Genomic DNA, 24,071 nt, shown 5'->3' on the forward strand with positions numbered 1-24,071 from the left:
TAAAAGCGCCTGGCCGTCAGGGGCCAGGCGCCTTCACTCACACTTGGCAGGGTTATCTGCTGACACACGCCCGCAGATCTCATACACACCCAGAACATTATCGCCCATCAATGTTTGTTCGATCAGATGCCAGCGGCGGGGAAGATCAACCTCGTCACCCGGCTTCTTATAGACGTAGTCAAGCCACCATACTCGACCTGTTGCCGTTTCAAGACGGTCGAGTGACGCAACATAAGTGTCATTACCATATTTCATCATGGGGGCGAAAAATCCTGAAATGATTGGCCGACGGCCTTGTAACGGCGAAAAATACAACAGCAGCTTCCGCTGTTTGTCGTTGTAAAAATGTCCCGCATAAAACAAATAGGCATCACTCACGACCAATACATCACCGCTCACTGACTTGACGTTAAAATACGCCATCAGCTCAGCCAATCTATCGTCAGTCACCCGGTAAGGGTTATTCATTGTATGTTGCTGGCTATACACATGACTGATGCCTGAAGCCTCTACGACTGACAACACGCAGAGCGCCATGGCAAACACCCATTTACGACTCAATTTATCCAGGGCTATCGCGACAAGAAGAGGCATCATCACCGCTGAAAAAAACAAGTACCGTTCCACAAAAACAGGAATATAGAAGGAAAATAAAAAAACGACAAACACCGTCAAAAAACCGCATATGACAATCAGCGTCTGTACGGCATATCGACTACCATCTTGCCACCACACGACACTCCCGGCCAGCAGATACAAGATCGGCACCAACCAATAAACAAACACATTACTGCCACGTCCATCGTTAACGGTCAAGAATCGCCACAGCGCCGAGGGCAAGCTATAGCTGGAAACCGGTTGAATCCAGCCCACTCCAAAAGTCTCCAGCTGTTTGAAAACAACCGACAACCATGGTAAGTAAAGCAAGGCAATCATCAAGTTCGTCAGCCACCACCGGGGGTTCCCTATGTACCGATGCCCCCCATAACTCGGCAGACGGATCAACAGCAGATACACCCAGTGGGAAAGCACGCAGAAAATCGAAAAATAGTGTGTATAAAGCCCACTCAGCATCAATAAAGCATAAACGACCAGATAGCTGATTTTTTGCGGCCTGAGCACCCAGTACACTAACGCAATGGTGGCACCTGTCAGTTCAGCCCCCATCAGCGCATACATGCGCACATCCTGGCTGTATCGAACCGCGATAGGCAATAACGCCAGTAACAAGCCAGCCGTTATTGCCGCCCGCGGTGTTGAAACCATCCGCGCCAGCCAGATACCAAGCCCAACATTTACAACGCCAACCAAGGCGCTGAATCCTCTCGTCCAAATCAACGCCTCGCTACCGGTCAGCGCAACCAGCCCATGCAGAAGTATATAAAAAAGCGGCGGATGCACATCTCGGCCAGTTAACGTCCAGATATCAGCAAGCGGATAGGTAATCAACTCCAGGCTAAAACCCTCGTCGGACCATATGGAGGCGTGGGTCAACAAGTAAAAGCGCACCCCCATCGACAGGCCGATAATCGCGACAATCCACGTCCCTACGACGCGTGAACGCGGGACGGTCACGGCAGTCGACTCACTGTCATTCATGACGCTCCCACTCCCGGATCGACGACAGTCCTTTTCCCCGCGAGGTAGAAACAATATCCTTTACCACATACCTGGGCCGATGCTTGGCCTCCATATAAATCCGTCCCACATACTCTCCCAACACCCCGATCCCGATCAGTTGCACTCCACCTAAAAACAGGACGGCTGTCATCAGCGACGGATACCCCGGCACCGCGTTACCAAACAACATTTTATCCACGACCATATACCCGGCATACAGCAGCGCCAACAATGAAATCCCACCGCCGATGTAACTCCACAGGCGTAACGGCAGGGTACTGAACGAAGTGACTCCGTCGAGCGCCAAATTCCATAATTTCCAGGCATTGAACTTGCTCCGCCCACCGGCACGGGAGGCCCGATCGTATTCAATAATGCTGACCGTGAAACCGGCCCACGACAGCACCCCCTTCATGAACAACTGCTGCTCCGGCAACACCTTGATCACATCCACCACTTTTCGGTCCAACAGGCGAAAATCGCCCACATTTTCTTCTATATGGGGGTACGCAATTCTATTCAGCAGGTGATAAAAAAGGCCCGCAAACTTCCGTTTCAGATAGCTGTCCGCCGAACGACTTCGACGTTTGGCCAGCACCACATCTGCTCCGTTTTGCCATTCGGCAATCAACCTTGGAACGACCTCAATCGGGTCCTGCAAGTCGACATCAATAGGAATTGATCGCCTCACCACTGGCAAACTCAAGGCCGGCAAACAACGCCGGTTCTTTGCCGAAGTTTCGCGAAAAATTGATCACTATCACATCATCATCAATCAGCGCCAATGCACGAGCGATCCCTTCCGTGCCATCAGCACTGCCGTCATTGATAAAAACAATCTCGACCTGATAATTACGTAATCCAGGTTCTTGCCTGACGGTCCGATAAAATAGCTCAATGGCTTGCTCTTCATTGAACACCGGAACGACCAAAGAAATTTTCACGTCGCCTTCCCCCGAAAGACCACGTAACGGGAATAAAAGTAACCCACCACCAGACTGACACCTGAAAAAACGAACAGTGTCACAACACTGGGCCAGGCCAACCCGTCCCCGAGCCAGCCGATTATAAAACTCAAAGAAGCCATGAAGCCAATAAAGGACAGATAGCGCGGCCATGATGCGGCGCGTTTGAAGTTATATCGCGAGTTGGCATAAAAAGAAAATGTGACTGCCACGACAAAGGCGCAGACATTACTGACGACCTGACGAACCGACATGATACCGTGCAGCGTCAGGAAGACACCCCAGTGGATCAACGTATTAAGAGCGCCGATATAAACGTAGGTCGAAAAATGCTTGAATAACACACACACGGCCATGTCCTGAATTCCGCAGCCGAAAAGAAATCCCCCCAGTACCAACCGGGGAGCGCTTCCACGTACAACGAAACACCAGCGTAGTGAGATCTCAACACTAGGCCGCGCCAACAGACCTGTCTACTGTCAGAAATAACAGGTACAGACCAGTTCCTCAGTCTGACCCGGGCACTCGGTGGAACACTTTCAGCCCTGCGCCGTCTACCTGAAAGGTACCGCTGACAGGAATCTCAGATGCTATGTCATCCGCGCCTCGGCAAACGGTAGCAGGCCCCCCCAGCACAAAGCGGTGACATTCAGTAATACCCCGCTTTTGCAATTCCCGCCCATTCACGCCAACCTGCACGCCGCTGTCGTGCGACGTTCAATTTCTTACAGCCACAACAGCCCTATTCAACATTCGCCCAAGAGTTTTCCCGTGATATCCAACGGACGCGACCTTCGCATCGATTTTTTCCGGGGGGTAGCGCTGATCTTCATTTTCTGGGATCACGTGCCGCAGAACCCGCTCGCCCATTTCACCGTGCGCAATTTCGGTTTCAGCGACGCGGCGGAGATCTTTGTCTTTCTCGCCGGCTACGCGGCGATCCTGGCCTACGGCAAGATCGCCCGCCGTGACGGTTTTCTGGTCGCCAGCGTGCATATCCTGCGCCGGGCCTGGGTACTTTATGTGGTGCACATCTTCCTGCTGGCGCTGCTGATGGGCATCGTGTTCTTTGCCAACAGCCAGGTGGAAACCCGTGACCTGATACAGGAAATGGGCTTGCAGTATTTCCTTACCCATCCACAGCAGGCGCTGGTGGACGAACTGCTATTGCGCTTCAAACCCAACCTGATGGATCCCCTGCCGCTGTATATCCTGCTGCTGCTCGGTTTGCCGCTGATCCTGCCGATGCTGCTGCACAAGGCCGAATACGTGGTCGGCCTGTCGGTGCTGCTGTACCTGCTGGCACCCTGGTTCCAGTGGAACCTGGCCGCCCAGGAGGGCGGCGTATGGTTCTTCAACCCCATGGCCTGGCAATTGTTGTTCGTGCTCGGTGGCGCGGCGGCGATCCATGGACAGCGAGAAAAGCGCCAGGAACTCCGCCCGTTGCCACGCCAACCGCTGTTCGTGGCCTGTGCGGTCTACCTGCTGGCCTGCGCGGTGATCGCCCTGTCGTGGAAATGGCCGCAGGTGCACGACGCCTTCATGCCCGAGCTACTGAGCGAATGGCTCTACCCGATCAGCAAGACCAACCTGTCGCCGGCACGCCTGCTGCATTTCCTGGCGCTGGCCTATGTGCTGTCAAAGCTGTTGCCCGATGGACGCTGGCTGGATCACTGGCTGGCCCGGCAAGGTTGCCGGATGGGCCGTTACTCGCTGGAGGTGTTCTGCTTCGGCGTGCTGCTGGCGCCGCTGGCGGACATGCTCAATGCCCAGGCCGGGGATGGTTTGCCGGTGCGGATGTTCAGCGCATTGCTGGGGGTGCTGCTGATGGCGACGCTAGCGGGCTGGCTGGCGTTCAACAAGCAACTGCAGCGGCCCACGCAAGTAGCGATCGCCTGATAAGGACGACGGGGCATTGCGGCGCTCACGCCTGGGCTGATGACCTGCCAGAAAACCTGACCCACTTCACATATTTTTCGCTGACCCCAAGCAACGTCTAAGCTTCAGGCAAGTGCGATCAATCTGCGTGAATGGATGAATCGACTATGGGCGCTTTATGGCAATCCGATTCGAGCAACACTGTGGCGCCAGCCAACAGGGAGGATGAAGCGCCTTTACCGAAAAAACCGCGTAAGCGCAGGCTGTGGTGGCGGCTGTTTTGGCTCGTGCTGCTGATTGCCCTGGGGTTGCTGGGGTTTGCCGCCTCGCGGGAAATGCGCAGTTCCAAGATCCAGGCGCGCGAGTTCAGCCGTCTCGCCGCCGACCTCGGCTATTCGCTGGAACCCGGCCCCAGTGACTCGATACTCTATCCCGGCGACGGACCTTTCGACAAACGCCTGGGCTACAGTGCCCTCGGCGAATTCCTGCCACGCCTGCTGAAACGCAACTACATGGTCGAAGCCCAGACGCGCTTCTCCCCGGCGCTGCTGGACTACAGCCAGGAAGGCTTCTTCGTGCCATATAAGGAGAAAATCCAGGCCGGGCTATCGATCACCGATTGTCGCGGGGGCGATGTCTACCACTACGACTACCCGCAACAACTGTATCCGAGCTTCGAAGCCATCCCGCCGCTGGTGGTCAACAGCCTGCTGTTTATCGAAAACCGTGACCTGCTCGACCCGAAACAGCCCGAGGCCAACCCGGCGGTGGACTGGCCACGCTTCGGCAAGGCGGTGCTGTCACAGATTGCCAAGGTGCTGCATATCGGCGGCCAGGCCGCCGGCGGCAGTACCCTGGCCACCCAATTGGAAAAATACCGGCACTCGCCGGACGGCCTGACCCTCTCCGGCGGCGAAAAGATCCGGCAGATGATTTCCGCCAGCGTGCGCGCCTATCAGGGCGGGCCACAGACCCTGGAAGCACGCAAGAACGTGGTACGCGACTACCTCAACAGCGTGCCGCTGTCTGCCGTGCCCGGGCATGGCGAAGTGCATGGCATGGCGGAAGGCCTGCGGGTCTGGTACGGCGCCGACTTCGCCCAGGTCAACGCCCGCCTGAACAGCGTGGCCAGCGACCCGCTGAGCCTGTCCCAGCGTGGACTGGCCTTGCGTGAAGTGCTATCACTGATGATCGCCCAACGCCGACCCTCCCATTACCTGGCCCGTGGCCGTGACGAACTGGCCGAACTGACCGACAGTCATATCCGCCTGCTGGCTCAGAACGCGGTAATCGACGGCCCCCTGGCCGCCGCGGCACTGGCCAGCAAGGTGACCTACCGCGACTGGCAACAAGAGCCGACGATCCAGCCAGTGGAGTCGAACAAGGGCATCAGCGTGGCCCGCAGCCGCCTGGCGGCCATGCTCGACCGCCCGCTCTACGACCTCGACCGCCTCGACCTCTCGGCCACCAGTACCTTGCAGTCGGACCTGCAAAGCCAGGCCAGCGACTACCTCAAGCGCCTGGCCGACCCGGAGTTCGCCAAATCCCTGGGCCTGTTGGGCGAACATTTGCTGACCCCCACCAGCACGCAACAGGTACGCTACAGCTTCACCCTCTTCGAACTCACCCCCGACAGCGCACGGGTACGGGTCCAGACCGACAGCACCGACCAACCCTTCGACATCAACGAAGGCAGCAAGCTCGAACTGGGTTCCACCGCGAAACTGCGGGTGCTGACCAGCTACCTGCAGATCATTTCCGAACTGCGCGACCGTTATGGCAACCAGTCACCCGCCGAACTGAAAAAAGTGGCGAATGATGCCCAGGACCCGATCACCCGCTGGGCCGTGGACTACCTGGCGCAAAACAGCGACCGCTCCTTGCCGCAAATGCTCGACGCGGCCCTCAACCGGCAATACTCGGCCAACCCCGGCGAAAGCTTCTTCACCGGTGGCGGCCTGCACCACTTCCACAACTTCCGCAAGGAAGACAACGGCCGCAGCCCGACCTTGCGCGAAGCCCTGCGCGAGTCGATCAACCTGCCGTTTATCCGCCTGATGCGCGACCTGGTGCGCTACAGCACCTACCAGGGCCCGAACAACAGCGCCGAATTGCTCAAGGACGACAGCGAACCGCGCCGCCAGGAATACCTGGCCCGCTTCGCCGACCACGAGGGCACGGCCTTCATGCTGCGCTTCTGGAAGAAGTACCAGAACAAAACGTCCCAGGAACGCCTGGACACCTTCCTCGACGGCATGCACCCGACGCCGATTCGCCTCGCCGCCGTGCACCGCTACCTGCTGCCGGATGCCCCGCAAGCGGCCTTCAATGCCTTTGTCCGGGCCCACCTGAAAACCGAGAAAGTCACCGACGAACGCCTGGCCAAGCTCTACAAGACCTACGGGCCGGGGACCTTCGACCTGCCCGACCAGGGTTTCATCGCCAAGGTCCACCCGCTGGACCTGTGGCTGCTCGGCTACCTGCTGAACAACCCCCAGGCACATTTCAGCCAGGCGGTGGCCGCCAGTGAATTCGAACGTCAGGAAGTCTACGGCTGGTTGTTCAAGAGCAAGCACAAGAGCGCCCGCGACAGCCGGATCCGGGTCATGCTGGAGATCGAAGCCTTCCTCGATATCCATCAGCGCTGGCAACAGGTCGGTTACCCCTTCGATCACCTGGTGCCGTCGCTGGCCACCGCCATCGGCAGTTCCGGCGACCGGCCGGCAGCCCTCGCCGAACTGGTGGGGATCATCCTCAACGACGGCGTGCGCATGCCGACCCTGCGCATCGACAGCCTGCACTTCGCCGCCGATACGCCCTACGAAACCCGCCTGGTCAACGACCCGAGCAAAGGCAAACGGGTGATGCCGTCGGAAGTCGCCACGGCCCTGCGCGAAGCGTTGTCACAAGTGGTGGATGCAGGCACCGCGCGGCGGGTCTCCGGCAGTTTCAAACAGCCGGACGGCACACCGCTGGCCATGGGCGGGAAAACCGGTACCGGCGACAACCGCATCGAAGCGATCGGGGCCGGTGGACGGGTCCTGAGCTCGAAGTCGATCAACCGCACGGCGACCTTTGTGTTCTACATCGGCGACCATCACTTCGGGACCCTGACCGCGTTCGTACCGGGACGCTCGGCCGAGTCCTTCAAGTTCACCTCGGCCTTGCCGGTGCAAGTGCTCAAGGGTATGGCGCCGATCCTGACACCTTATCTGCAACCGGGCAGCAACACCTTGTGCACCGCGCAGAAGGTCGCGCAAACGCACTGACAACAGGAGAAATACCTCAGCGGGTCGTATGAAAACGCTTGGCGAGGGTGTAGCTCTTTTTCCAGTAGCTGTTGCTCAGCGAGTCGATGCGTACCGTCTTGCCGCTGCGCGGCGAGTGAATGAATTTGCCCCCGCCGACATAGAGCCCGACGTGATTGACGGTGCTTTGCCCATTGCGCCGGAAGAACACCGCATCACCGGGCTTGAGGTTTTTCCGCTCGATGGTCTTGGCATTGGAGCGGCGCATGGCGACGGTGGTCCGCGGCAACTTGATATCGGCCTCCTGCTGAAAGAGGTAGACCAGCAAACCGCTGCAATCGAAGCCATTGACCGACATCCCGCCCCACCGGTAGGGCGTTCCGATCAGTTGATGAGCCCGTCCGACGACGTTGTCGATGGGCACCGGCTTGGCCTTGGGCCGCATGCCCTGGACCACCTTGACCGATGAACCGGGTTTTGCCACATCGAGGGCGGCATGGGCCGAGAGGAACAGGCCCGGCGACACCCACAGCAGCGCTCCGAACAAGAAACTGGACATGATAAGTCCCGCCTTTTTGACACAAGGCGGCATGGTAAAGAGCAGTCCCGGCCTTGCTTAGAGTGCTTTTCCTCAATTGATGTAGGGAAAAACTCTAAGTCAATACAGAAAACCAACCCGAGCATTGAAAGGTGCATGAGCCCAAATGGGCTGGGTGTCCGTTCGTCACTTTTTCTTGCTGCACGCTTAAGATATATCTTAAGGTATATCTTAACCAGGCAGGAGAAAGAGAAATGAGAGAGGAACATCCCCACCTGCGTCACCACCCCCGCGAATTCGGCGATGGCCATGACGGTTTCGAACGCCGCCCCGGTCGTGAACGCGGCGGACGCGGCCCCCGGGTCTTCGCCCCCGGTGACCTGAAGCTGCTGCTGCTGGCGCTGATTGCCGAACAGCCCTGCCACGGCTACGACCTGATCCGCCAGATCGAAGGCATGTTCGACGGTGCCTATAGCCCGAGTCCCGGGGTGATCTACCCGACCCTGACCTTCCTCGAAGAAAGCGAAATGATCCTTGGCGATGCCGCCGCCGGGAAAAAGCGCTACAGCGTGACCGACGCCGGACGTCAGTCCCTGGCCGAACAGGCCGTGGCCCTTGATGGCGTACGCATGCGTATCGATGTCAGCAAGCGCTCACTGCGCGGCCATGAACGGCCGCCGGAAATCCACGAGGCGGTGCACAATCTGCGCCACGCGCTGCAATTGCATCACGGCCGCTGGAGCCCGGAAGAAATCCTTCGGGTTCGTGATCTGCTGAACAACACCGCCAAGGCCATCGTCGATGGGCCGGGGACTCCCCCTTCCGTTCAGGAGAAACCGCTATGAATGCGGTTACACAAGGGATTCATCGCGTCATGCACGAAATCAAGCGTCGCCGCCTGGAGGTGTTGCGGGTCGTCGACCTCACTCCGCGCATGCGCCGCATCACCCTGGGCGGGCCGGAACTGGCGGGCTTTATCAGCCTGGGCACGGACGACCATGTAAAAGTGTTCTTCCCACAGAACGCCGCCGAACAGGCCGCCCTGGAAACCATGACACTGGGGGCCAAGGACAACGGCCCGCTGCCGGCCATGCGTGACTACACCCCACGGCGTTATGACCTGGAAAGCGCGGAACTGGATATCGACTTCGTCCTCCATGGCGACGGCCCCGCCGCGACCTGGGCGGCCCAGGCCGCGCCCGGTCAGTTCCTCACTATCGGCGGCCCGCGGGGCTCGATGGTAGTGCCGGATATCTTCGACAGCTACCTGCTGATCGGCGACGAAACCGCGCTGCCCGCCATTGCCCGACGCCTGGAAGGCCTGGCGGCCAATCGGCGGGCACGGGTGGTGATCGAGGTGGAAAATGCCGGGGAGCAGCAGGCGTTGCGGAGTCCGGCGCAGGTCGAGGTGACCTGGGTGCGGCGCGATATGCCGGAGCAGGATCTGCTGCGCACCGTCGAACAACTGAGCCTCCCCGAAGGCCGCCTGTATGCCTGGGTGGCGACCGAAGCGGCGTTGTCACGCAAGATCCGCAAGGTGTTATTGGGCAGCCATGGTTTGAACGAGGAGTTTCTCAAAGCGGTCGGCTACTGGAAGCTGGACAGCGCCGAAGACTGATCAGACAGCAGAGAGGTTGATGCAAAGCTCAAGGGCCTCTTCGCGGGCAAGCTCCGCTCCCACAATTAATGCTGTGTCGTATGCAAGATTGGTGAATGACACAAGACTGTGGGAGCGGAGCTTGCCCGCGAAGGCGTCAGTACAGACGCTGCCGACCTACCTGCCGCCCCGCCAACGACCCAGCACAATCAACAGCCCCGACACCAACATAAACCCCAGCAAAATCTGCCCGGCATTGATAAACACCTGTGGATAACCCAGCTTGTCCACATCGAAAAAGGGATACGGGTACACCCCGATCAAATGCCCGCGCAACAGCACATAGGCGAAATAGACCACGGGGTAGATCGCCCAGGGCAACCCATCCCACAGGCGCAAGGTGCCCTTCTTCACGCAACACCACCAATAGACCACGAACAGCAGCGGCATCACGTCATGCAGTAACTCATCGGCCAACCATTGAAACCCTTGGGGATGCCACAGATGGCGCAGTAGCAGGTTGTAGGCCAACCCGACCACCACGATGCTCGCCGTCACGCCGGTCTGCACCGACGGCTTGAGCAACCAGCGCCTGCCCGCCGAGTCCCGCGTGGTCACTGCACACGTCAGCACCGTCGCCGCCAGGGTATTGGTCAGCACGGTGAAAAAACTGAAGAAGGTCACCAACCCGCCGATCAGGCTGGCCTCCACCTGCCAGCGAAAAACCAGCAGCAGATAAAGCTGGATCGCCAACCCGCCCCAGCCCAGCGACGCAGCCCCCAGCAACAGGGTCCGACGCCAGCCCACAGCGTTTTCCACAGCGCGGCGCCCCGTGCTCACAGTTCGCGCTTGGTACGCGCCAGCTTGATATAGAGAGCCTCGACCTTCTCCCGTGCCCAAGGGGTCTTGCGCAGGAAAGTCAGGCTCGACTTGATGCTCGGATCACTCTTGAAGCAACGGATATCGATGCGTTGCGCCAACCCTTGCCATTCGTAATGGGCCACCAGGGCATTGAGAATCTGCTCCAGGGTCACGCCATGCAAAGGGTTGTGGTTCGATGCCGTCATGCCAGGCCTTCAGGTCAGGAAATGGAAGAAGCCGCGCACCTTAGCCGAGCCTTGGGGCGGGGGGAAGAGCCACGGGCGAAGACAAACCGTCCAGTGTCTGGAATAAGTGTAGGACCACTCTGAGTTTGCCATCCAACAGTATGCAGGTACCGGCATGCTCAGCCGATCAGCGCTTGCCTTTCCACCGATCCACCGCAATCAGCACCAGTGATATGACCACAAAGGTCACCAGCACCATCAGCGCATTGATAAACACCTGTGGATAACCCAGTTTGTCCACTTCGATAAAGGGATAGGGATAGGAGCCGACAAAGTAGCCACGCACCAGGGCATAAATGAAATAGATCAGCGGATAGAGCAGCCACGGCCAGATATCCCGCCATTGCAAGGTGCCCTTGGGCACGCAGAACCACCAATAGATCACAAACAGCAGCGGCATCACGTCGTGCAGTAATTCATCGGCCAGCCACTGCAGGCCCTGGGGGTTCCAGGTATTGCGCAGCAGCAGGCTGTACGCCAGCCCCACCAGCACAATGGCGGCGGCCACGCCGCCCTGGACCGCGGGTTTGAGAAAGAAACGCCGAAGCGCCGAATCCCCCGAGGTCGCCGCACAGGTCAGCACCAGCGCCACGAGGATATTGGTCAGCACCGTGAAATAGCTGAAAAAGATATCCACCCCACCCAACAGGCTTTTCCCGGCCTGCCAGCGCGAAGTCAGGATCAGATAGAGCTGGAGGATCAAGGCAAACCATCCCAGCACCGCCGCAATCTTCACGGCAATGCCACCCCCGCTTTGCGTTAACACCATCTCGTCGCTCATGACCGGCTCCTGGCTACGCGGCACCTGCGACGGCAAAGCCCCAATCGATTGGGTACTCATGAACAGGGTGTCTGTTGAACAAAACCCTAGAAGAATGCGGGACAAGACTCTACTGTCAGAAATGACAGTTCTGACCAGCGGTAGCCCCTCAACGCTGGCCGCGCCAGCGATCCACGGCAATCACGGCCAGTGACACCCACACGAATCCCAGCAGTACCGCCCCGGCATTGATAAATGCCCGGGAATAACCGAGCGCTCCCACTTCGATAAAGGGATAAGGGTAGGAATCGGTCAGACGTCCGCGCACCAGGATGCAAACGAAGTAGACCAGCAGATAAATCACCCAGGGCCGCACATACCGCCATTGCAAAAGCCCCTTGGTCACATAGAACCACCAGTAGAGCAAAAACAGCACGGGCATCACGTCGTGCATCAACTCATCGGGTACCCACTGGAACTCCTGGGTGCTCCAGGGAACACGCAACAACAGGTTGTACACCGCCGCAACCAGCACAACGCTGACCAGCGTGCCGCCCTGAACCGAGGGCAAGAGAAAGAAACGGCGCGCCGTCGAATCCCCTGATGTCACCGCGCAGGTCAGCACCAGGGCCTCCAGGATATTGCTCAGCACCGTGAAATAACTGAAGAAGACATCCAGTCCACCCAACAGGCTCCCCGCAGCCTGGCAGTTCTGGTAGAACTGGATGCCCAATGTCGCCCATCCCAGAAGTGCCGCGCCCTTCAGGGCCATCCCACGCCAGCCTGGCCTCACTACCCTCCTATCGCTCATCACCTTGGCCCCGACCATCGCAACCTCTGTGATTCCAAAGCACCCAATAGGCTAAGCCGTCGATAAAACACCGTGCCCGTTGAGTATGAATCCAGAAGGACGCGGTACAAGGCTTTATTGTCAGAAATGGCAGTTCTGATAAATGGCGGTGTCCCGCGTTTTGGACAAAAACGCTATAGACGATAGGGTGTGGCACCTGATCGAGTTGGCGAAGGCTTGGTGGATTCGGCATTGAATCAGCGCGCGATAGCATACCCACAAGTTTGGCGGTGCCTGGGCGGACGCCTTCGCGGGCAAGCTCCGCTCCCACATTGGATTTGTGTCGTGCACACCCTCCAGGCTCGACGCAAATGCTGTGGGAGCGGAGCTTGCCCGCGAAGCGGCCAGAAGCCGCTACCCCCTCGGCCAACCGCGCCCACAGGGACGACATCAAAGCGCAACAATTCAACCTAGTGCTGAATCACCTCGCCGCGCATCGGCGCCAACCGCGCAATCAAGCGATTCTGCACCGGCACCGGGATGCCCTGGGTATCCATCGCCGCGATCAGGTCCTCCACCAGCGCATTGAAATCACTGCGGCTGACGTTCTGGCCCTTGTGGCTCTCGGCCATGGTGTCGCCGCTATAGACGCAAGGCCCACCCGCCTCCACGCAGAACAGCTCGACCAACTTGTCGCGCAAACGCTGGATATCGATCTTGCGAAAACGCTCGACGATCCGTGGGTCGTGGGCAATGTTCAGCAGCATGCCTTCGACAATCCGGGTAATCCCCGCACGCTCGCCCAGATCACGATAGAGCCTGTCGTCCTTGGGCGGCTGTTGGGCGCAGCCGGCCAGCAGGACAATGGCCATCAGCAGTTTCAGCCCCCACATCAGAAACTCCCCTGCACGGACAGATAGGTGCCGTTCTGGTTATCCAGGGTCGCGATTTCACCCAGCCGGGCGTATGCCAGAACAAAGGACACATGCTTGTTGGGGAAGTAGCCGACAAACAGGTCAGCCCAATCGCTCTCACCAGAAAATGACAGGTTGTCCGGCTTCTGCCGGTATTCCACCCCCATGGCCCAGCGTGGGTTGAACAGCACCGCCACCGAGCCTTCCTTGAGCAGGCGGCGGGTATCGCGCCGATCACCGCCGAAGCCCATCAGCCCCAGCTCGTTGGCCCGGCTGTAGCGCACGCCGGCATTGACCAGCAGGTTGTAACCGAAGGCCGCGCCCATGAACAGGCGACTGGCAGTCAGGTAGCCTTCGACGTCCTGGTCACGCTTGGCGCCCACCAGTTGCGGAATCTCGAAGTTGGTCTGGTGCTTGTACTCAAGACCCAGGGACACCTGGGGCAAACGGTCGTAGATCACGTCACCGAACAGGCGCACCTTCAGGCCGAGGATGTCCTGCCCCAAGTGATCCTCCGGCAAGCTCAGCTTGCTGACCAGCGAGCCCAGGTCGAAGCGCTGGCGGGCAAAGGACACCTCCACACGGTTGTCGTAGGATGCCGCGACCCCGGCCACATCGAGCCGATAATCCGGGACATTGACCGTGGTGGCGAAGGCGGTGGCGCTCCACTCGTTCTGTTCGCCATATCCGCTCAGCACCGCCCAGGGCGTGATACCGCCGCCCGCCGGGCCTTCGAGGCTGCCGGCCCCGCCTGTGGCAATCAAACGGCCGTTATCGGCCAGGACCGCTTGCGCGCCCAGACAGGCCAGGCCGCAGAGCAAGAGCGATAAAGGCTGCATGACAGTCAATGAACCATAACCGACGGTGACCCCAAAGGTAAGGCCAGCCAGGCCTCGAACGCCGCCGCGGTCAACGGGCGACTGATCAGGTAACCCTGGGCGGTGTCGCACTGCCAGCGCTCCAGCAAACGCAGACTGTGTGCATACTCGACGCCCTCGGCAACCACCTTCAGTCCCAGGTTGTGGCTCATTTCGATGGTCGAGCGGACGATCACCGCATCCTCGCTGGTTTCATCCAGGTCGCGGACAAAGGACTGGTCGATCTTCAGCTCCTGCACCGGCAAGCGCTTGAGGTGCGCCAGCGACGAGTAACCGGTCCCGAAGTCATCCACCGACAGGCTGATGCCGCAGTCGCGCAACCGGTGCAGAACCTTCAAGGCCTGCTCGGGCTCGCGCATCACGGCGCTTTCGGTGATCTCGAAAATCAATTGTTCGGCCGGCAGCCGATATTGCTTGAGCAACGCCGAGACCCGGTCGGTCAGGTCGGGGCCGAGCAGGTCCTCTGCCGAAATATTCAACGACAATTGCAGGCGCAGGCCGCGCTGGTTCCACTCCGACAACTGGCGCACGCCCTCCTCGATCACCCATTGGGTGAGGATCTGGATGCTGCCGGTACGTTCGGCCAGAACGATGAACTCCGCCGGCGAGACCATGCCGAACTGCGGGTGCTGCCAACGCAGCAGAGCTTCGGCCTGACGCACCCGCCCCTCGCGGATATCCAGCTTGGGCTGGTAATGCAGCAGCAGCTCGCCGTTGGCGGCGGCATGGCGCAAGTCACGAATCAGGGTGACCTGGCGGCGATGCGCGAGGTCACGCCCCTGTTCGTAAATCTGGATGCGGCCCGGCATCTGCTCGGCACCTTTCATGGCAATGGTGGCGCGGCTGAGCAGCTCCTCCGCGGACAGGCCATCCCCCGGAAAGGCGGCAATCCCCATCCGACAATCCAGGGCCACGTCATGCCCGGCAATCCGCTGGGGCTTGAGCAACAGTTGCTGGAGCTTGTCCGCGGTGGCGACCGCGCCGTCGCTGGCGGTGCCCTGCAACAGCAGCAGGAACTCGCTGCCGATCAGGTGCGCCACGGTATCGCCGGCACGCAAGGCCCCAAGCAAGCACTGGCCGACCTGTTGCAGCATCAGGTCCACCGCGTCGGGGCCGCCGGCTTCGCCGATCGCCCGCAGGTTGTCGATTTCCAGGTAAACCAGGGCCACCGGGCGCCCGGCGCTGATCGCACTGCCCAGGCGCTCCATGGCCAGCGCCCGGTTGGGCAGGCCGGTCAGCCGGTCATGCAAGGCATTGTGCGCCAGTTGCTGCTCGCGCTCGGCAATGCCGCTTTGCATGGAATTGAAGGCTGTGGCCAGGAGTCCCAGTTCATCGCTGCGCTTGAGCGGCACCGGGGTCTGGTAGTCACCCTGGCCGATCCGCTCCGCCGCCTGGGCCAGCGCCCGCACCGGCTGCGAAACACTGCGCGCCAGCAACAGGGCTCCGGCCAGGGACGCCACGAGCGAGATCAGGGCGATCAGCAGGATATTCTGGTCGAGCGGCGCGAACGCTTGCATCGCCGCATCCAGAGGACTTTGCAGCAAGGCGATGACCTGGTTGTCATTTTCGTCGGCCGTGCTGGCCAGCATCAGCGTCTTGCTCAGGAAGCTGTGCTGCTCGTATTCGGTCAGCTCCTGTATGTGTTTCGTGGCGTTGGCGAGCATCAGGTGCTCGATGCTTTGTGCCATGGCCGGCGGCTGGGTGCTCACCAGTTGCCCCGGCTGCTGCATGTCGACGGCCAGGAACGACACTTCCAGGTTGCTCAACGAACGCAGCTCGCGGGCAAATGCGGTATCCATGGAGAAGCCCATCACCACCCGGGCGATCGGCAACGGCGCCAGCACCGGTGCCTCTACCAACAGGTGCGGCAGGCCCTGCAGCGGCACGATCAAGGTCGATTGCCTGGCCCGCCGTGCTTCGCGCAGAGCCTGGTCATAGCGGAACTGCGAGCCTTCGGGCGCCTCGTCCAAAGTGCTGGCGAGGACCTTGCCGTCCATGCTCAAAAGAATCATGTCACTGGCATTGATGCGCTTGCCGTGGTTGATCAGCACCGAACGGATGGTCGCCGAGTCGCCGCTGGCCACCGCATCGCGAAAGCCGAAATCCGCCGCCAACAGTTGCACGCCATCGCTCAGGCGCCGGCCCTGAACATCCAGCAAACGTTCGAAGACCCGGGTACCGAGCTGCAATTGCTCACTGGCCTGGCTGCGGATCGCGCTGTTGGTGGCCGCCTTGACGCTGAAATACAGCGCGCCGATCACCACCAGCAACAGCAGGATCAGGACGCAGGCGACCCGCGCCTGAAAGCTACTTCGCAGTTTCACTGACAGCTTTATTGAAGGCATCGCCGAAAGCACTCGGAGCCGGCGCCGTGGGTTCGTCCGGCGACAGGGGTTGGATCGACAGACTGAAACGTTGCTTCAGGTCCGTGGCGGACACACCGATTTCGCCCCCTGGCTGCGGCAGCACGTCGGCCACCTGGGGATGCCAGAGCGTAACGTGATAGCGGCCGGCCGGCAGTTTGTCGAAATGGATCAAGCCCTTTTTATCACTGACCGCGAACCAGGGATCGTCGGTCACATAGACATAGCCAAGCATCCAGTCATGGATGTTGCAACCCAGCACCACGATACCCGGTTTGTCGAACAACACCGGGTCCGATGGCGTGCCTTCGTACAGGCGCAGCTCGAAGCGCTTGGGCGCTGAGAAGGAATAAACCTGATGGCGGATATTGTCGCTGTTGGGAAAGCGGATCTGGGTGCCGGTATGCACCGCCAGCACATGAGGGTCGTACTGTTTGTCGCGTTGGTCCATGTCGGCCTTGAGGCTGAAGGCCGGCGGCGGCGAGTCGCCCTTTAAGGTCAAGACCGCATTCGGCAAGGGCCTGCCGTCCTGATCGACGATCTCGGCCTGGAAACCGGCGGCGACGCTCAGGCCACTCGACAGCAGGCATGCAACAAGTAGCAACAATCCAATCAACGAGGTTGGGCGGGCCATGCAGCAACTACTCATAAGTGGGTGATCGCGGGGGCCGACCTTGGCGTGAAAGCGCTCCGCGAATGCAGGTTACCGGGGGTTGCAGAGAAGCGCACGCGGTAAATAGGGCTATTAGCCACTACTCCGGCAAAGCTGACGAATAACCGTCAGCCCGGCAAAACCTCTACATAAAAAATGCTTCTGTACAACACTCTTTGATCAACTATCGGCCGACTTTGGCAAAGCTATACCCCTCGGCCATTGAAACGGGCGGCGGCTCGCCCCATCTAACTGGCATACATCACTGTGCAGGTGCCCCATGAGCGAGCAGCAGGAATTCCCTGAACATCCGACCCCAGAGGCCGACACCGAACACGCCGCTGACGATGTCCACGTCGCGAGTGCCGCCGGCACCAGCCTGGCACTGCCCGGGCAGAACCTGCCGGACAAGGTCTATATCATCCCGATCCACAACCGCCCGTTCTTCCCGGCCCAAGTGCTGCCGGTCATTGTCAATGAAGAACCCTGGGCCGAAACCCTGGAACTGGTGAGCAAGTCCGATCACCACTCCCTGGCGCTGTTCTTCATGGACACGCCCAGCGAAGACACCCGTCATTTCGACACCAAGGCGCTGCCCGAGTACGGCACCCTGGTGAAGGTCCACCACGCCAGTCGCGAAGGCGGAAAATTGCAGTTTGTCGCCCAGGGCCTGACCCGGGTGCGCATTCGTACCTGGCTCAAGCACCATCGCCCGCCGTACCTGGTGGAAGTCGAATACCCGCACCAGCCGAGCGTTCCGACCGACGAGGTCAAGGCCTACGGCATGGCCCTGATCAATGCGATCAAGGAGCTGTTGCCGCTCAATCCGCTGTACAGCGAAGAGCTGAAGAATTATCTCAACCGCTTCAGCCCCAACGATCCGTCGCCGCTGACCGACTTCGCCGCCGCCCTCACTTCAGCCACCGGCAACGAACTGCAGGAAGTGCTCGACTGCGTGCCGATGCTCAAGCGTATGGAAAAAGTCCTGCCGATGCTGCGCAAGGAAGTTGAAGTCGCGCGGCTGCAAAAGGAAATCTCCGCCGAGGTGAATCGCAAGATCGGCGAGCACCAGCGCGAGTTCTTTCTCAAGGAGCAGCTCAAGGTCATCCAGCAGGAGCTGGGTCTTACCAAGGACGACCGCAGCGCCGATATCGAACAGTTCGAACAGCGCTTGCAGGGCAAGGTCCTGCCGGCCCAGGCGCAAAAGCGCATCAGCGAGGAAATGAACAAGCTGTCGATCCTCGAGACCGGCTCGCCGGAATACGCGGTTACCCGCAATTACCTGGAGTGGGCTACCGCCCTGCCCTGGGGCGTCTATGGCGAAGACAAGCTCGACCTCAAGCACGCGCGCAAGGTGCTCGACCAGCATCATGCCGGCTTGGATGACATCAAGGCCCGCATCCTCGAGTTCCTCGCGGTCGGCGCCTACAAGGGCGAGATCAGTGGTTCCATCGTGCTGCTGGTGGGGCCGCCGGGCGTGGGCAAGACCAGCGTCGGCAAATCCATCGCCGAATCCCTCGGGCGGCCGTTCTATCGCTTCAGCGTCGGCGGCATGCGTGACGAGGCGGAGATCAAGGGCCACCGCCGCACCTACATCGGCGCCCAGCCGGGTAAGCTGGTGCAGGCCTTGAAAGAGGTCGAGGTGATGAACCCGGTGATCATGCTCGACGAGATCGACAAGATGGGCCAGAGCTTCCAGGGCGACCCGGCATCGGCGCTGCTGGAAACCCTCGACCCGGAACAGAACGTGGATTTCCTCGATCACTACCTGGACCTGCGCCTGGACCTGTCGAAAGTGCTGTTCATCTGCACCGCCAACACCCTGGACTCGATCCCTGGACCGTTGCTGGACCGGATGGAAGTGATTCGCCTGTCGGGCTATATCACCGAGGAAAAACTCGCCATCGCCAAGCGCCATCTGTGGCCCAAGCAGTTGGAAAAGGCCGGCGTCAACAAAAACCGCCTGAGCATCAGCGACGGTGCCTTGCGTGCGGTGATCGACGGTTACGCCCGGGAAGCCGGGGTCCGTCAGTTGGAGAAACAGCTGGGTAAATTGGTGCGCAAGGCCGTGGTCAAGTTGCTGGATGCGCCGGACACGCCGATCAAGATCGGCAACAAGGATCTCGAAGCCTCGCTGGGCATGCCGGTGTTCCGTAATGAGCAGGTGCTCTCCGGGGTCGGAGTGATTACCGGCCTGGCCTGGACCAGCATGGGTGGCGCCACCTTGCCGATCGAGGCGACCCGCATCCATACGCTCAACCGCGGCTTCAAGCTCACCGGGCAGTTGGGTGAGGTGATGAAGGAATCAGCGGAGATCGCTTATAGCTACGTCAGCTCGCATCTGAAGCAGTTTGGTGGCGATCCGGAGTTTTTCGATAAAGCCTTCGTGCATCTGCATGTGCCGGAAGGCGCGACGCCGAAAGACGGCCCCAGCGCCGGGGTGACCATGGCCAGTGCGCTGCTGTCCCTGGCGCGCAACCAGCCGCCGAAAAAAGGGGTGGCCATGACCGGCGAACTGACCTTGACCGGGCATGTGCTGCCGATTGGCGGGGTGCGCGAAAAGGTGATTGCGGCGCGGCGGCAGAAGCTGTTCGAGCTGATTTTGCCGGAAGCCAACCGTGGGCATTTCGAGGAGTTGCCGGATTACTTGAAGGAAGGCATCACGGTGCATTTCGCCAAACGTTTCTCGGATGCGGCGAAGATTCTGTTCTAAACAATGGGAGCGGGGATTTCCCGCGAAGCTTTTGGTGGCCTGGAGATCCCCTTCGCGGGCAAGCTCCGCTCCCACAGGATCGCGTCATACGCAAGATTTGTGTTCGACGAAAGGTTGTGGGAGCGGGGATTTCCCGCGAAGCTTTTGGTGGCCTGGAGATCCCCTTCGCGGGCAAGCTCCGCTCCCACAGGATCGCGTCATACGCAAGATTTGTGTTCGACGAAAGATTGTGGGAGCGGTGCTTGCCCGCGAAGCTTTTGGTGGCCTGGAGATCCCCTTCGCGGGCAAGCTCCGCTCCCACAGGATCACGTCATACGCAAGATTTGTGTTCGACGAAAGATTGTGGGAGCGGTGCTTGCCCGCGAAGCTTTTAGTGGCCTGGAGATCCCCTTCGCGGGCAAGCTCCGCTCCCACAGGATCACGTCATACGCAAGATTTGTGTTCGACGAAAGGTTGTGGGAGCGGTGCTTGCCCGCGAAGCTTTTAGTGGCCTGGAGATCCCCTTCGCGGGCAAGCTCCGCTCCCACAGGATCACGTCATACGCAAGATTTGTGTTCGACGAAAGGTTGTGGGAGCGGGGATCTCCCGCGAAGCTTTTGGTGGCCTGGAGACCCCCTTCGCGGGCAAGCTCCGCTCCCACAGGATCGCGTCATACGCAAGATTTGTGTTCGACGAAAGGTTGTGGGAGCGGTGCTTGCCCGCGAAGCTTTTAGTGGCCTCAAGGCCCTCTTCGCGGGCAAGCTCCGCTCCCACAAGGTATGCGTTCGACTTAATAGAGCATCTAACTCCAGGCATTAGTGCAACGCCAGCTCCACAGGTTATGCTCGGTCATCGCTGTAATAACTGGAGACACTATGACCCCGACTCGCCTGCTGCTGCCGTTAAGCCTCGCCTTGCTCGCCGCCTGTGCCCAGCAACCGCGCCAGAACGTGACGCTGGAAAAACAAAGTGACTGCCCGATGCAACTCAAGACCGGGCAGAACATGATCCTCAGCCTGCCCAGCAACCCCACCACCGGCTATCGCTGGGCCATCCAGGACTCGGCGGGCGGCGTGCTGAAAAGTCTCGGTCCGGAGGTCTACCACAACCCCGACGACAGCGGCCTGGTGGGCAGCGGCGGGCAATCGACCTGGCGCTTCCAGGCCTTCGCCGCCGGCACCGGGCGCTTGCGCCTGACCTACCAGCAACCCTGGGAGCCGGAAGCGACACCGGCACAAAGCTTCGACTGTCCGATCACGGTGAACTGACATGCCCTGGCTGATCCTCGCCCTGATGGGGGCTGCCGCGTTCCTCTACGGCGTGAGTATCGAGCTGCCAATGCTGTGCCTGCTGACCAAGCCGGTGCCGGTGCTGGCCCTGCTCGGTTGGTTGCACGATGCGCCGATGACGGAGTATCGCCGCTGGATCGGCCTGGGTTTGATCTTTTCCCTACTGGGGGATGTGCTGTTGGCCTGGCCGGGCGATCTGTTTGTGTTCGGCCTGGGTGCTTTCCTGGTCGCGCACCTCGCATACCTCAAGGCCTACCTGGGCGACTGCCGTCGGCTGGCGCTGCTGCCCTTGTTACTGGCCCTGCTGATCGGCGCCGGGTTGCTCGGCATCCTGATGTCCAAGGGCCTGGGCGACCTGCTGATCCCGGTCACGGTGTATGCACTGGCCATCAGCGCCATGCTCTGGCGCGCCCTGGCCCGCCTCGGCACCGATGTGCCCAAGCGTTCCGCGCTGTTGGCGACCGTTGGCGCGCTGACCTTCGCCTTCTCCGACGGCCTGATCGGCATCGATCGCTTCGTGGTCAAGTTCGCCGCAGCGCCTTACCTGATCATCATTGCCTACTGGCTGGGACAGTGGGGCATCGCGGCCTCGGCCTTCAGCCAGAAGCCACGCTGAACGCGGTCAGTTGCTTCTACGGTTGCCCGCCCCTGATAGCGTCCTGCAGAGAAAGTTTTAAGGCGAGCGCGGTCTTGTGGCGAGCGGGCTTGCCCGCGTTGGGGCGCGGAGCGGCCCTAAAACCGGTCATCTCGGTCTGTCTGATAGGCCGAGTTCTCCGGTTTTACGACTGCTTCGCAGCCGAGCGCGGGCAAGCCCGCTCGCCACAAAACCACACCCGGCGTTAAATCTCCTTAACTGAATGGCATTACTCCAGCCTTGGCGTTTTATCCGACAAAGCGCGCATCGCGGCGCCAACTTGGCTAAAATGCCGGCCTTTTCAGCATCCGCCGGAACCGCCGTGAGCAAAGAACCCGATCGCCTTTTCGCCCAGCCCCTGGCCCAGGTGCCGGACTTCGCCTTCAACGAAGACGTGGTGCGGGTCTTCCCGGACATGATCAAGCGCTCGGTACCCGGCTACCCAACCATTGTCGAGAACCTCGGCGTGCTGGCCGCACAGTTCGCCCAGCCCCACAGCGTGCTCTACGACCTGGGCAGTTCCCTCGGCGCGGTCACCCAGGCACTGCGCCGCCATGTGCGCAGCGACGGTTGCCGGGTGATTGCGGTGGATAACTCCGCGGCCATGGTCGAACGCTGCCGCCAGTACCTCAACGGCCAGGACTCGATGTTCCAGGAGCTGCTGCCGGTGGAGGTGATCGAGGGCGATATCCTCGCCCTGGAATTCCAGCCGGCCTCGGTGGTGGCGCTGAACTTCACCCTGCAATTCATCGCCCCCGAACAGCGTCAGGCCTTGCTCGGGCGCATCCGTCAGGCCCTGCTGCCCGGCGGCGCGCTGATCCTCTCGGAAAAACTGCGTTTCAATGACCTCGAAGAACACGCGCTGCTCACCGACCTGCACGTCGCCTTCAAACGCGCCAATGGCTACAGCGAACTGGAAATTGCCCAGAAACGCAGCGCCATCGAAAACGTCATGAAACCCGACAGCCTCGAAGAACACCGCGAACGCCTGCTGGCGGCGGGTTTCTCGAAAGTCGTGACCTGGTTCCAATGCCTTAACTTTGCCTCGTTGATTGCCCTGCCATGATTGATCTGTCCCCCCTCGCCCGCCGCCTGGCGGGCAGCCCTTTGGCCGAATGGGCCCAAGGCCTGCAAGCACAACTCGATGCCCGCATGGAAAAAGGTCATGGCGACCTGGAACGCTGGCAGAGTGCGCTCGATGCGCTGCCGAAGATCCAGCCGACACAAGTCGATCTGCTCAATGGCCTGACTCTGGACACTGACTGCGACGACGCCACCCGCGCGCAGATGCGTACGGCGCTGATGGGCTTGTGCCCATGGCGCAAGGGCCCGTTCGATCTGTTCGGCGTGCATGTCGACACCGAATGGCGCTCGGACTGGAAATGGTCGCGGGTCGCCCCACACCTGGACCTCAAGAGCAAGCGCATTCTCGATGTCGGTTGCGGCAACGGCTACTACATGTGGCGCATGCTCGGGGCCGGCGCGGACACGGTGATCGGCGTCGATCCGAACTGGCTGTTCTTCTGTCAGTTCCAGGCGGTGCAGCGTTATTTGTCAGCACCGTCGGCCTGGCACCTACCCTTCCCTTTCGAGGACCTGCCGGCCGAGCTGGAGGGCTTCGACACGGTGTTTTCCATGGGCGTGTTCTACCATCGGCGCTCGCCTATCGAGCACTTGCTCGCGCTCAAGGACTGCCTGGTCAAGGGCGGCGAACTGGTGCTGGAAACCCTGGTGGTGGAAGGTGACGAACATCAGGTGCTGATGCCGGAGGACCGCTATGCGCAGATGCGCAATGTCTGGTTCCTGCCGTCGGTGCCGGCACTGGAGCGCTGGTTGCGCCGCGCCGGATTCAGCGATGTGCGCTGTGTCGATGTGAGCGTGACCACGGTGCAGGAACAGCGCGGCACCGAGTGGATGAAATACCAATCGTTGAGTGACTTCCTCGATCCGCAGGATCACAGCAAGACCATCGAAGGGCTGCCGGCGCCGATGCGGGCGGTGATGGTCGCCCGTAAGTAGGCGGTGTCAGATCCGACCTCTTCGCGGGCAAGCTCCGCTCCCACAAGGACAGAGTCGTACGCAAGCTTTGTGTACGACTCAGAACTTAATGTGGGAGCGGAGCTTGCCCGCGAAAGGGCCCTCAAGAC

Annotated in this window: 20 protein-coding genes and 1 pseudogene; 9 read left to right on the plus strand and 12 right to left on the minus strand. The window is 60.3% G+C overall.

Going from position 1 to position 24,071, the window contains the following annotated elements:
- Positions 1–33: 33 nt before the first annotated feature.
- The 3 genes and pseudogenes from M5B99_RS03725 to M5B99_RS03735 form a co-directional block, all read right to left on the minus strand.
- A complete protein-coding gene (locus M5B99_RS03725) occupies positions 34–1,599 on the minus strand; it encodes a glycosyltransferase family 39 protein (RefSeq protein ID WP_248802701.1) in 1,566 nt (521 codons plus the stop codon).
- A pseudogene (locus M5B99_RS03730) lies at positions 1,592–2,564 on the minus strand (glycosyltransferase family 2 protein). The gene M5B99_RS03725 and the pseudogene M5B99_RS03730 overlap by 8 nt, the downstream one beginning before the upstream one ends.
- On the minus strand, positions 2,561–2,935 hold the full coding sequence (locus M5B99_RS03735) for a GtrA family protein (RefSeq protein WP_248802702.1): 375 nt from the start codon (positions 2,933–2,935) through the stop codon (positions 2,561–2,563). The pseudogene M5B99_RS03730 and the gene M5B99_RS03735 overlap by 4 nt, the downstream one beginning before the upstream one ends.
- A 424-nt stretch (positions 2,936–3,359) precedes the next feature.
- On the opposite strand from M5B99_RS03735, the gene M5B99_RS03740 reads away from it, so the two are divergent.
- On the plus strand, positions 3,360–4,484 hold the full coding sequence (locus M5B99_RS03740) for an OpgC family protein (RefSeq protein ID WP_248802783.1): 1,125 nt from the start codon (positions 3,360–3,362) through the stop codon (positions 4,482–4,484).
- Positions 4,485–4,630: 146 nt separating this feature from the next.
- The gene (locus M5B99_RS03745) at positions 4,631–7,732 is read left to right on the plus strand and encodes a transglycosylase domain-containing protein (RefSeq protein ID WP_248802703.1); all 3,102 of its coding nucleotides are present in this window, start codon (positions 4,631–4,633) and stop codon (positions 7,730–7,732) included.
- Positions 7,733–7,748: 16 nt separating this feature from the next.
- On the opposite strand, the gene M5B99_RS03750 is transcribed toward M5B99_RS03745, so the two are convergent.
- Positions 7,749–8,270: a C40 family peptidase gene (locus M5B99_RS03750; protein WP_248802704.1), complete on the minus strand. Its 522-nt coding sequence runs from the start codon at positions 8,268–8,270 to the stop codon at positions 7,749–7,751.
- A gap of 233 nt (positions 8,271–8,503) precedes the next feature.
- Between M5B99_RS03750 and M5B99_RS03755 the strand changes: the two genes are divergently transcribed.
- Complete coding sequence (locus M5B99_RS03755) at positions 8,504–9,094, plus strand: PadR family transcriptional regulator (RefSeq protein ID WP_248802705.1); 591 nt, start codon at positions 8,504–8,506, stop codon at positions 9,092–9,094.
- Positions 9,091–9,867, plus strand: coding sequence for a siderophore-interacting protein (locus M5B99_RS03760; protein WP_248802706.1), 777 nt, complete (start codon positions 9,091–9,093; stop codon positions 9,865–9,867). Before M5B99_RS03755 ends, M5B99_RS03760 begins: the two co-directional genes overlap by 4 nt.
- Before the next feature lie 156 nt (positions 9,868–10,023).
- On the opposite strand, the gene M5B99_RS03765 is transcribed toward M5B99_RS03760, so the two are convergent.
- From M5B99_RS03765 to M5B99_RS03800, 8 genes are all read right to left on the minus strand, one after another.
- A complete protein-coding gene (locus tag M5B99_RS03765) occupies positions 10,024–10,665 on the minus strand; it encodes a Pr6Pr family membrane protein (protein WP_248802707.1) in 642 nt (213 codons plus the stop codon).
- A gap of 17 nt (positions 10,666–10,682) precedes the next feature.
- The gene (locus M5B99_RS03770) at positions 10,683–10,913 is read right to left on the minus strand and encodes a VF530 family DNA-binding protein (protein ID WP_248802708.1); all 231 of its coding nucleotides are present in this window, start codon (positions 10,911–10,913) and stop codon (positions 10,683–10,685) included.
- A 166-nt stretch (positions 10,914–11,079) separates the two neighbouring features.
- The gene (locus M5B99_RS03775; RefSeq protein ID WP_248802709.1) at positions 11,080–11,733 is read right to left on the minus strand and encodes a Pr6Pr family membrane protein; all 654 of its coding nucleotides are present in this window, start codon (positions 11,731–11,733) and stop codon (positions 11,080–11,082) included.
- A 148-nt stretch (positions 11,734–11,881) separates the two neighbouring features.
- Positions 11,882–12,484, minus strand: a complete 603-nt coding sequence (locus tag M5B99_RS03780) for a Pr6Pr family membrane protein (RefSeq protein ID WP_248802710.1) — start codon at positions 12,482–12,484, stop codon at positions 11,882–11,884.
- Between the two features lie 488 nt (positions 12,485–12,972).
- The gene (locus tag M5B99_RS03785; RefSeq protein WP_248802711.1) at positions 12,973–13,395 is read right to left on the minus strand and encodes a group I truncated hemoglobin; all 423 of its coding nucleotides are present in this window, start codon (positions 13,393–13,395) and stop codon (positions 12,973–12,975) included.
- Positions 13,395–14,255 carry a DUF3034 family protein gene (locus M5B99_RS03790; protein ID WP_248802712.1) on the minus strand — a complete coding sequence of 287 codons (861 nt, stop codon included), beginning with the start codon at positions 14,253–14,255 and terminating at the stop codon, positions 13,395–13,397. Before M5B99_RS03790 ends, M5B99_RS03785 begins: the two co-directional genes overlap by 1 nt.
- 5 nt (positions 14,256–14,260) lie before the next feature.
- Entirely contained in the window at positions 14,261–16,618 is a 2,358-nt protein-coding gene (locus M5B99_RS03795; RefSeq protein WP_248802713.1) for a putative bifunctional diguanylate cyclase/phosphodiesterase, read from the minus strand.
- Entirely contained in the window at positions 16,602–17,291 is a 690-nt protein-coding gene (locus M5B99_RS03800) for a methylamine utilization protein (RefSeq protein ID WP_248802714.1), read from the minus strand. Before M5B99_RS03800 ends, M5B99_RS03795 begins: the two co-directional genes overlap by 17 nt.
- A 298-nt stretch (positions 17,292–17,589) precedes the next feature.
- Between M5B99_RS03800 and lon the strand changes: the two genes are divergently transcribed.
- From lon to cmoB, 5 genes are all read left to right on the plus strand, one after another.
- The gene (gene lon, locus M5B99_RS03805; RefSeq protein WP_248802715.1) at positions 17,590–20,022 is read left to right on the plus strand and encodes an endopeptidase La; all 2,433 of its coding nucleotides are present in this window, start codon (positions 17,590–17,592) and stop codon (positions 20,020–20,022) included.
- 854 nt (positions 20,023–20,876) lie between these two features.
- Entirely contained in the window at positions 20,877–21,269 is a 393-nt protein-coding gene (locus M5B99_RS03810; RefSeq protein WP_248802716.1) for a protease inhibitor I42 family protein, read from the plus strand.
- Position 21,270: 1 nt separating this feature from the next.
- On the plus strand, positions 21,271–21,906 hold the full coding sequence (locus M5B99_RS03815) for a lysoplasmalogenase (RefSeq protein WP_248802717.1): 636 nt from the start codon (positions 21,271–21,273) through the stop codon (positions 21,904–21,906).
- 307 nt (positions 21,907–22,213) lie between these two features.
- Positions 22,214–22,990, plus strand: a complete 777-nt coding sequence (cmoA, locus tag M5B99_RS03820) for a carboxy-S-adenosyl-L-methionine synthase CmoA (RefSeq protein WP_248802784.1) — start codon at positions 22,214–22,216, stop codon at positions 22,988–22,990.
- A complete protein-coding gene (cmoB, locus tag M5B99_RS03825; RefSeq protein WP_248802718.1) occupies positions 22,987–23,943 on the plus strand; it encodes a tRNA 5-methoxyuridine(34)/uridine 5-oxyacetic acid(34) synthase CmoB in 957 nt (318 codons plus the stop codon). Before cmoA ends, cmoB begins: the two co-directional genes overlap by 4 nt.
- Positions 23,944–24,071: the final 128 nt, after the last annotated feature.

The organism is Pseudomonas sp. MWU13-2100, assembly GCF_023242365.1.
GTDB lineage: Bacteria > Pseudomonadota > Gammaproteobacteria > Pseudomonadales > Pseudomonadaceae > Aquipseudomonas.

Excerpts from the sequence above, each read along its gene's own strand:
- M5B99_RS03725 (WP_248802701.1), bottom strand. The coding sequence starts at position 1,599 with ATGAATGACAGTGAGTCGACTGCCGTGACCGTCCCGCGTTCACGCGTC.
- M5B99_RS03745 (WP_248802703.1), top strand. The coding sequence starts at position 4,631 with ATGGGCGCTTTATGGCAATCCGATTCGAGCAACACTGTGGCGCCAGCC.
- M5B99_RS03750 (WP_248802704.1), bottom strand. The coding sequence starts at position 8,270 with ATGTCCAGTTTCTTGTTCGGAGCGCTGCTGTGGGTGTCGCCGGGCCTG.
- M5B99_RS03755 (WP_248802705.1), top strand. The coding sequence starts at position 8,504 with ATGAGAGAGGAACATCCCCACCTGCGTCACCACCCCCGCGAATTCGGC.
- M5B99_RS03760 (WP_248802706.1), top strand. The coding sequence starts at position 9,091 with ATGAATGCGGTTACACAAGGGATTCATCGCGTCATGCACGAAATCAAG.
- M5B99_RS03770 (WP_248802708.1), bottom strand. The coding sequence starts at position 10,913 with ATGACGGCATCGAACCACAACCCTTTGCATGGCGTGACCCTGGAGCAG.
- M5B99_RS03775 (WP_248802709.1), bottom strand. The coding sequence starts at position 11,733 with ATGAGCGACGAGATGGTGTTAACGCAAAGCGGGGGTGGCATTGCCGTG.
- M5B99_RS03780 (WP_248802710.1), bottom strand. The coding sequence starts at position 12,484 with ATGGCCCTGAAGGGCGCGGCACTTCTGGGATGGGCGACATTGGGCATC.
- M5B99_RS03785 (WP_248802711.1), bottom strand. The coding sequence starts at position 13,395 with ATGTGGGGGCTGAAACTGCTGATGGCCATTGTCCTGCTGGCCGGCTGC.
- M5B99_RS03790 (WP_248802712.1), bottom strand. The coding sequence starts at position 14,255 with ATGCAGCCTTTATCGCTCTTGCTCTGCGGCCTGGCCTGTCTGGGCGCG.
- M5B99_RS03800 (WP_248802714.1), bottom strand. The coding sequence starts at position 17,291 with ATGGCCCGCCCAACCTCGTTGATTGGATTGTTGCTACTTGTTGCATGC.
- lon (WP_248802715.1), top strand. The coding sequence starts at position 17,590 with ATGAGCGAGCAGCAGGAATTCCCTGAACATCCGACCCCAGAGGCCGAC.
- M5B99_RS03810 (WP_248802716.1), top strand. The coding sequence starts at position 20,877 with ATGACCCCGACTCGCCTGCTGCTGCCGTTAAGCCTCGCCTTGCTCGCC.
- M5B99_RS03815 (WP_248802717.1), top strand. The coding sequence starts at position 21,271 with ATGCCCTGGCTGATCCTCGCCCTGATGGGGGCTGCCGCGTTCCTCTAC.
- cmoA (WP_248802784.1), top strand. The coding sequence starts at position 22,214 with ATGCCGGCCTTTTCAGCATCCGCCGGAACCGCCGTGAGCAAAGAACCC.
- cmoB (WP_248802718.1), top strand. The coding sequence starts at position 22,987 with ATGATTGATCTGTCCCCCCTCGCCCGCCGCCTGGCGGGCAGCCCTTTG.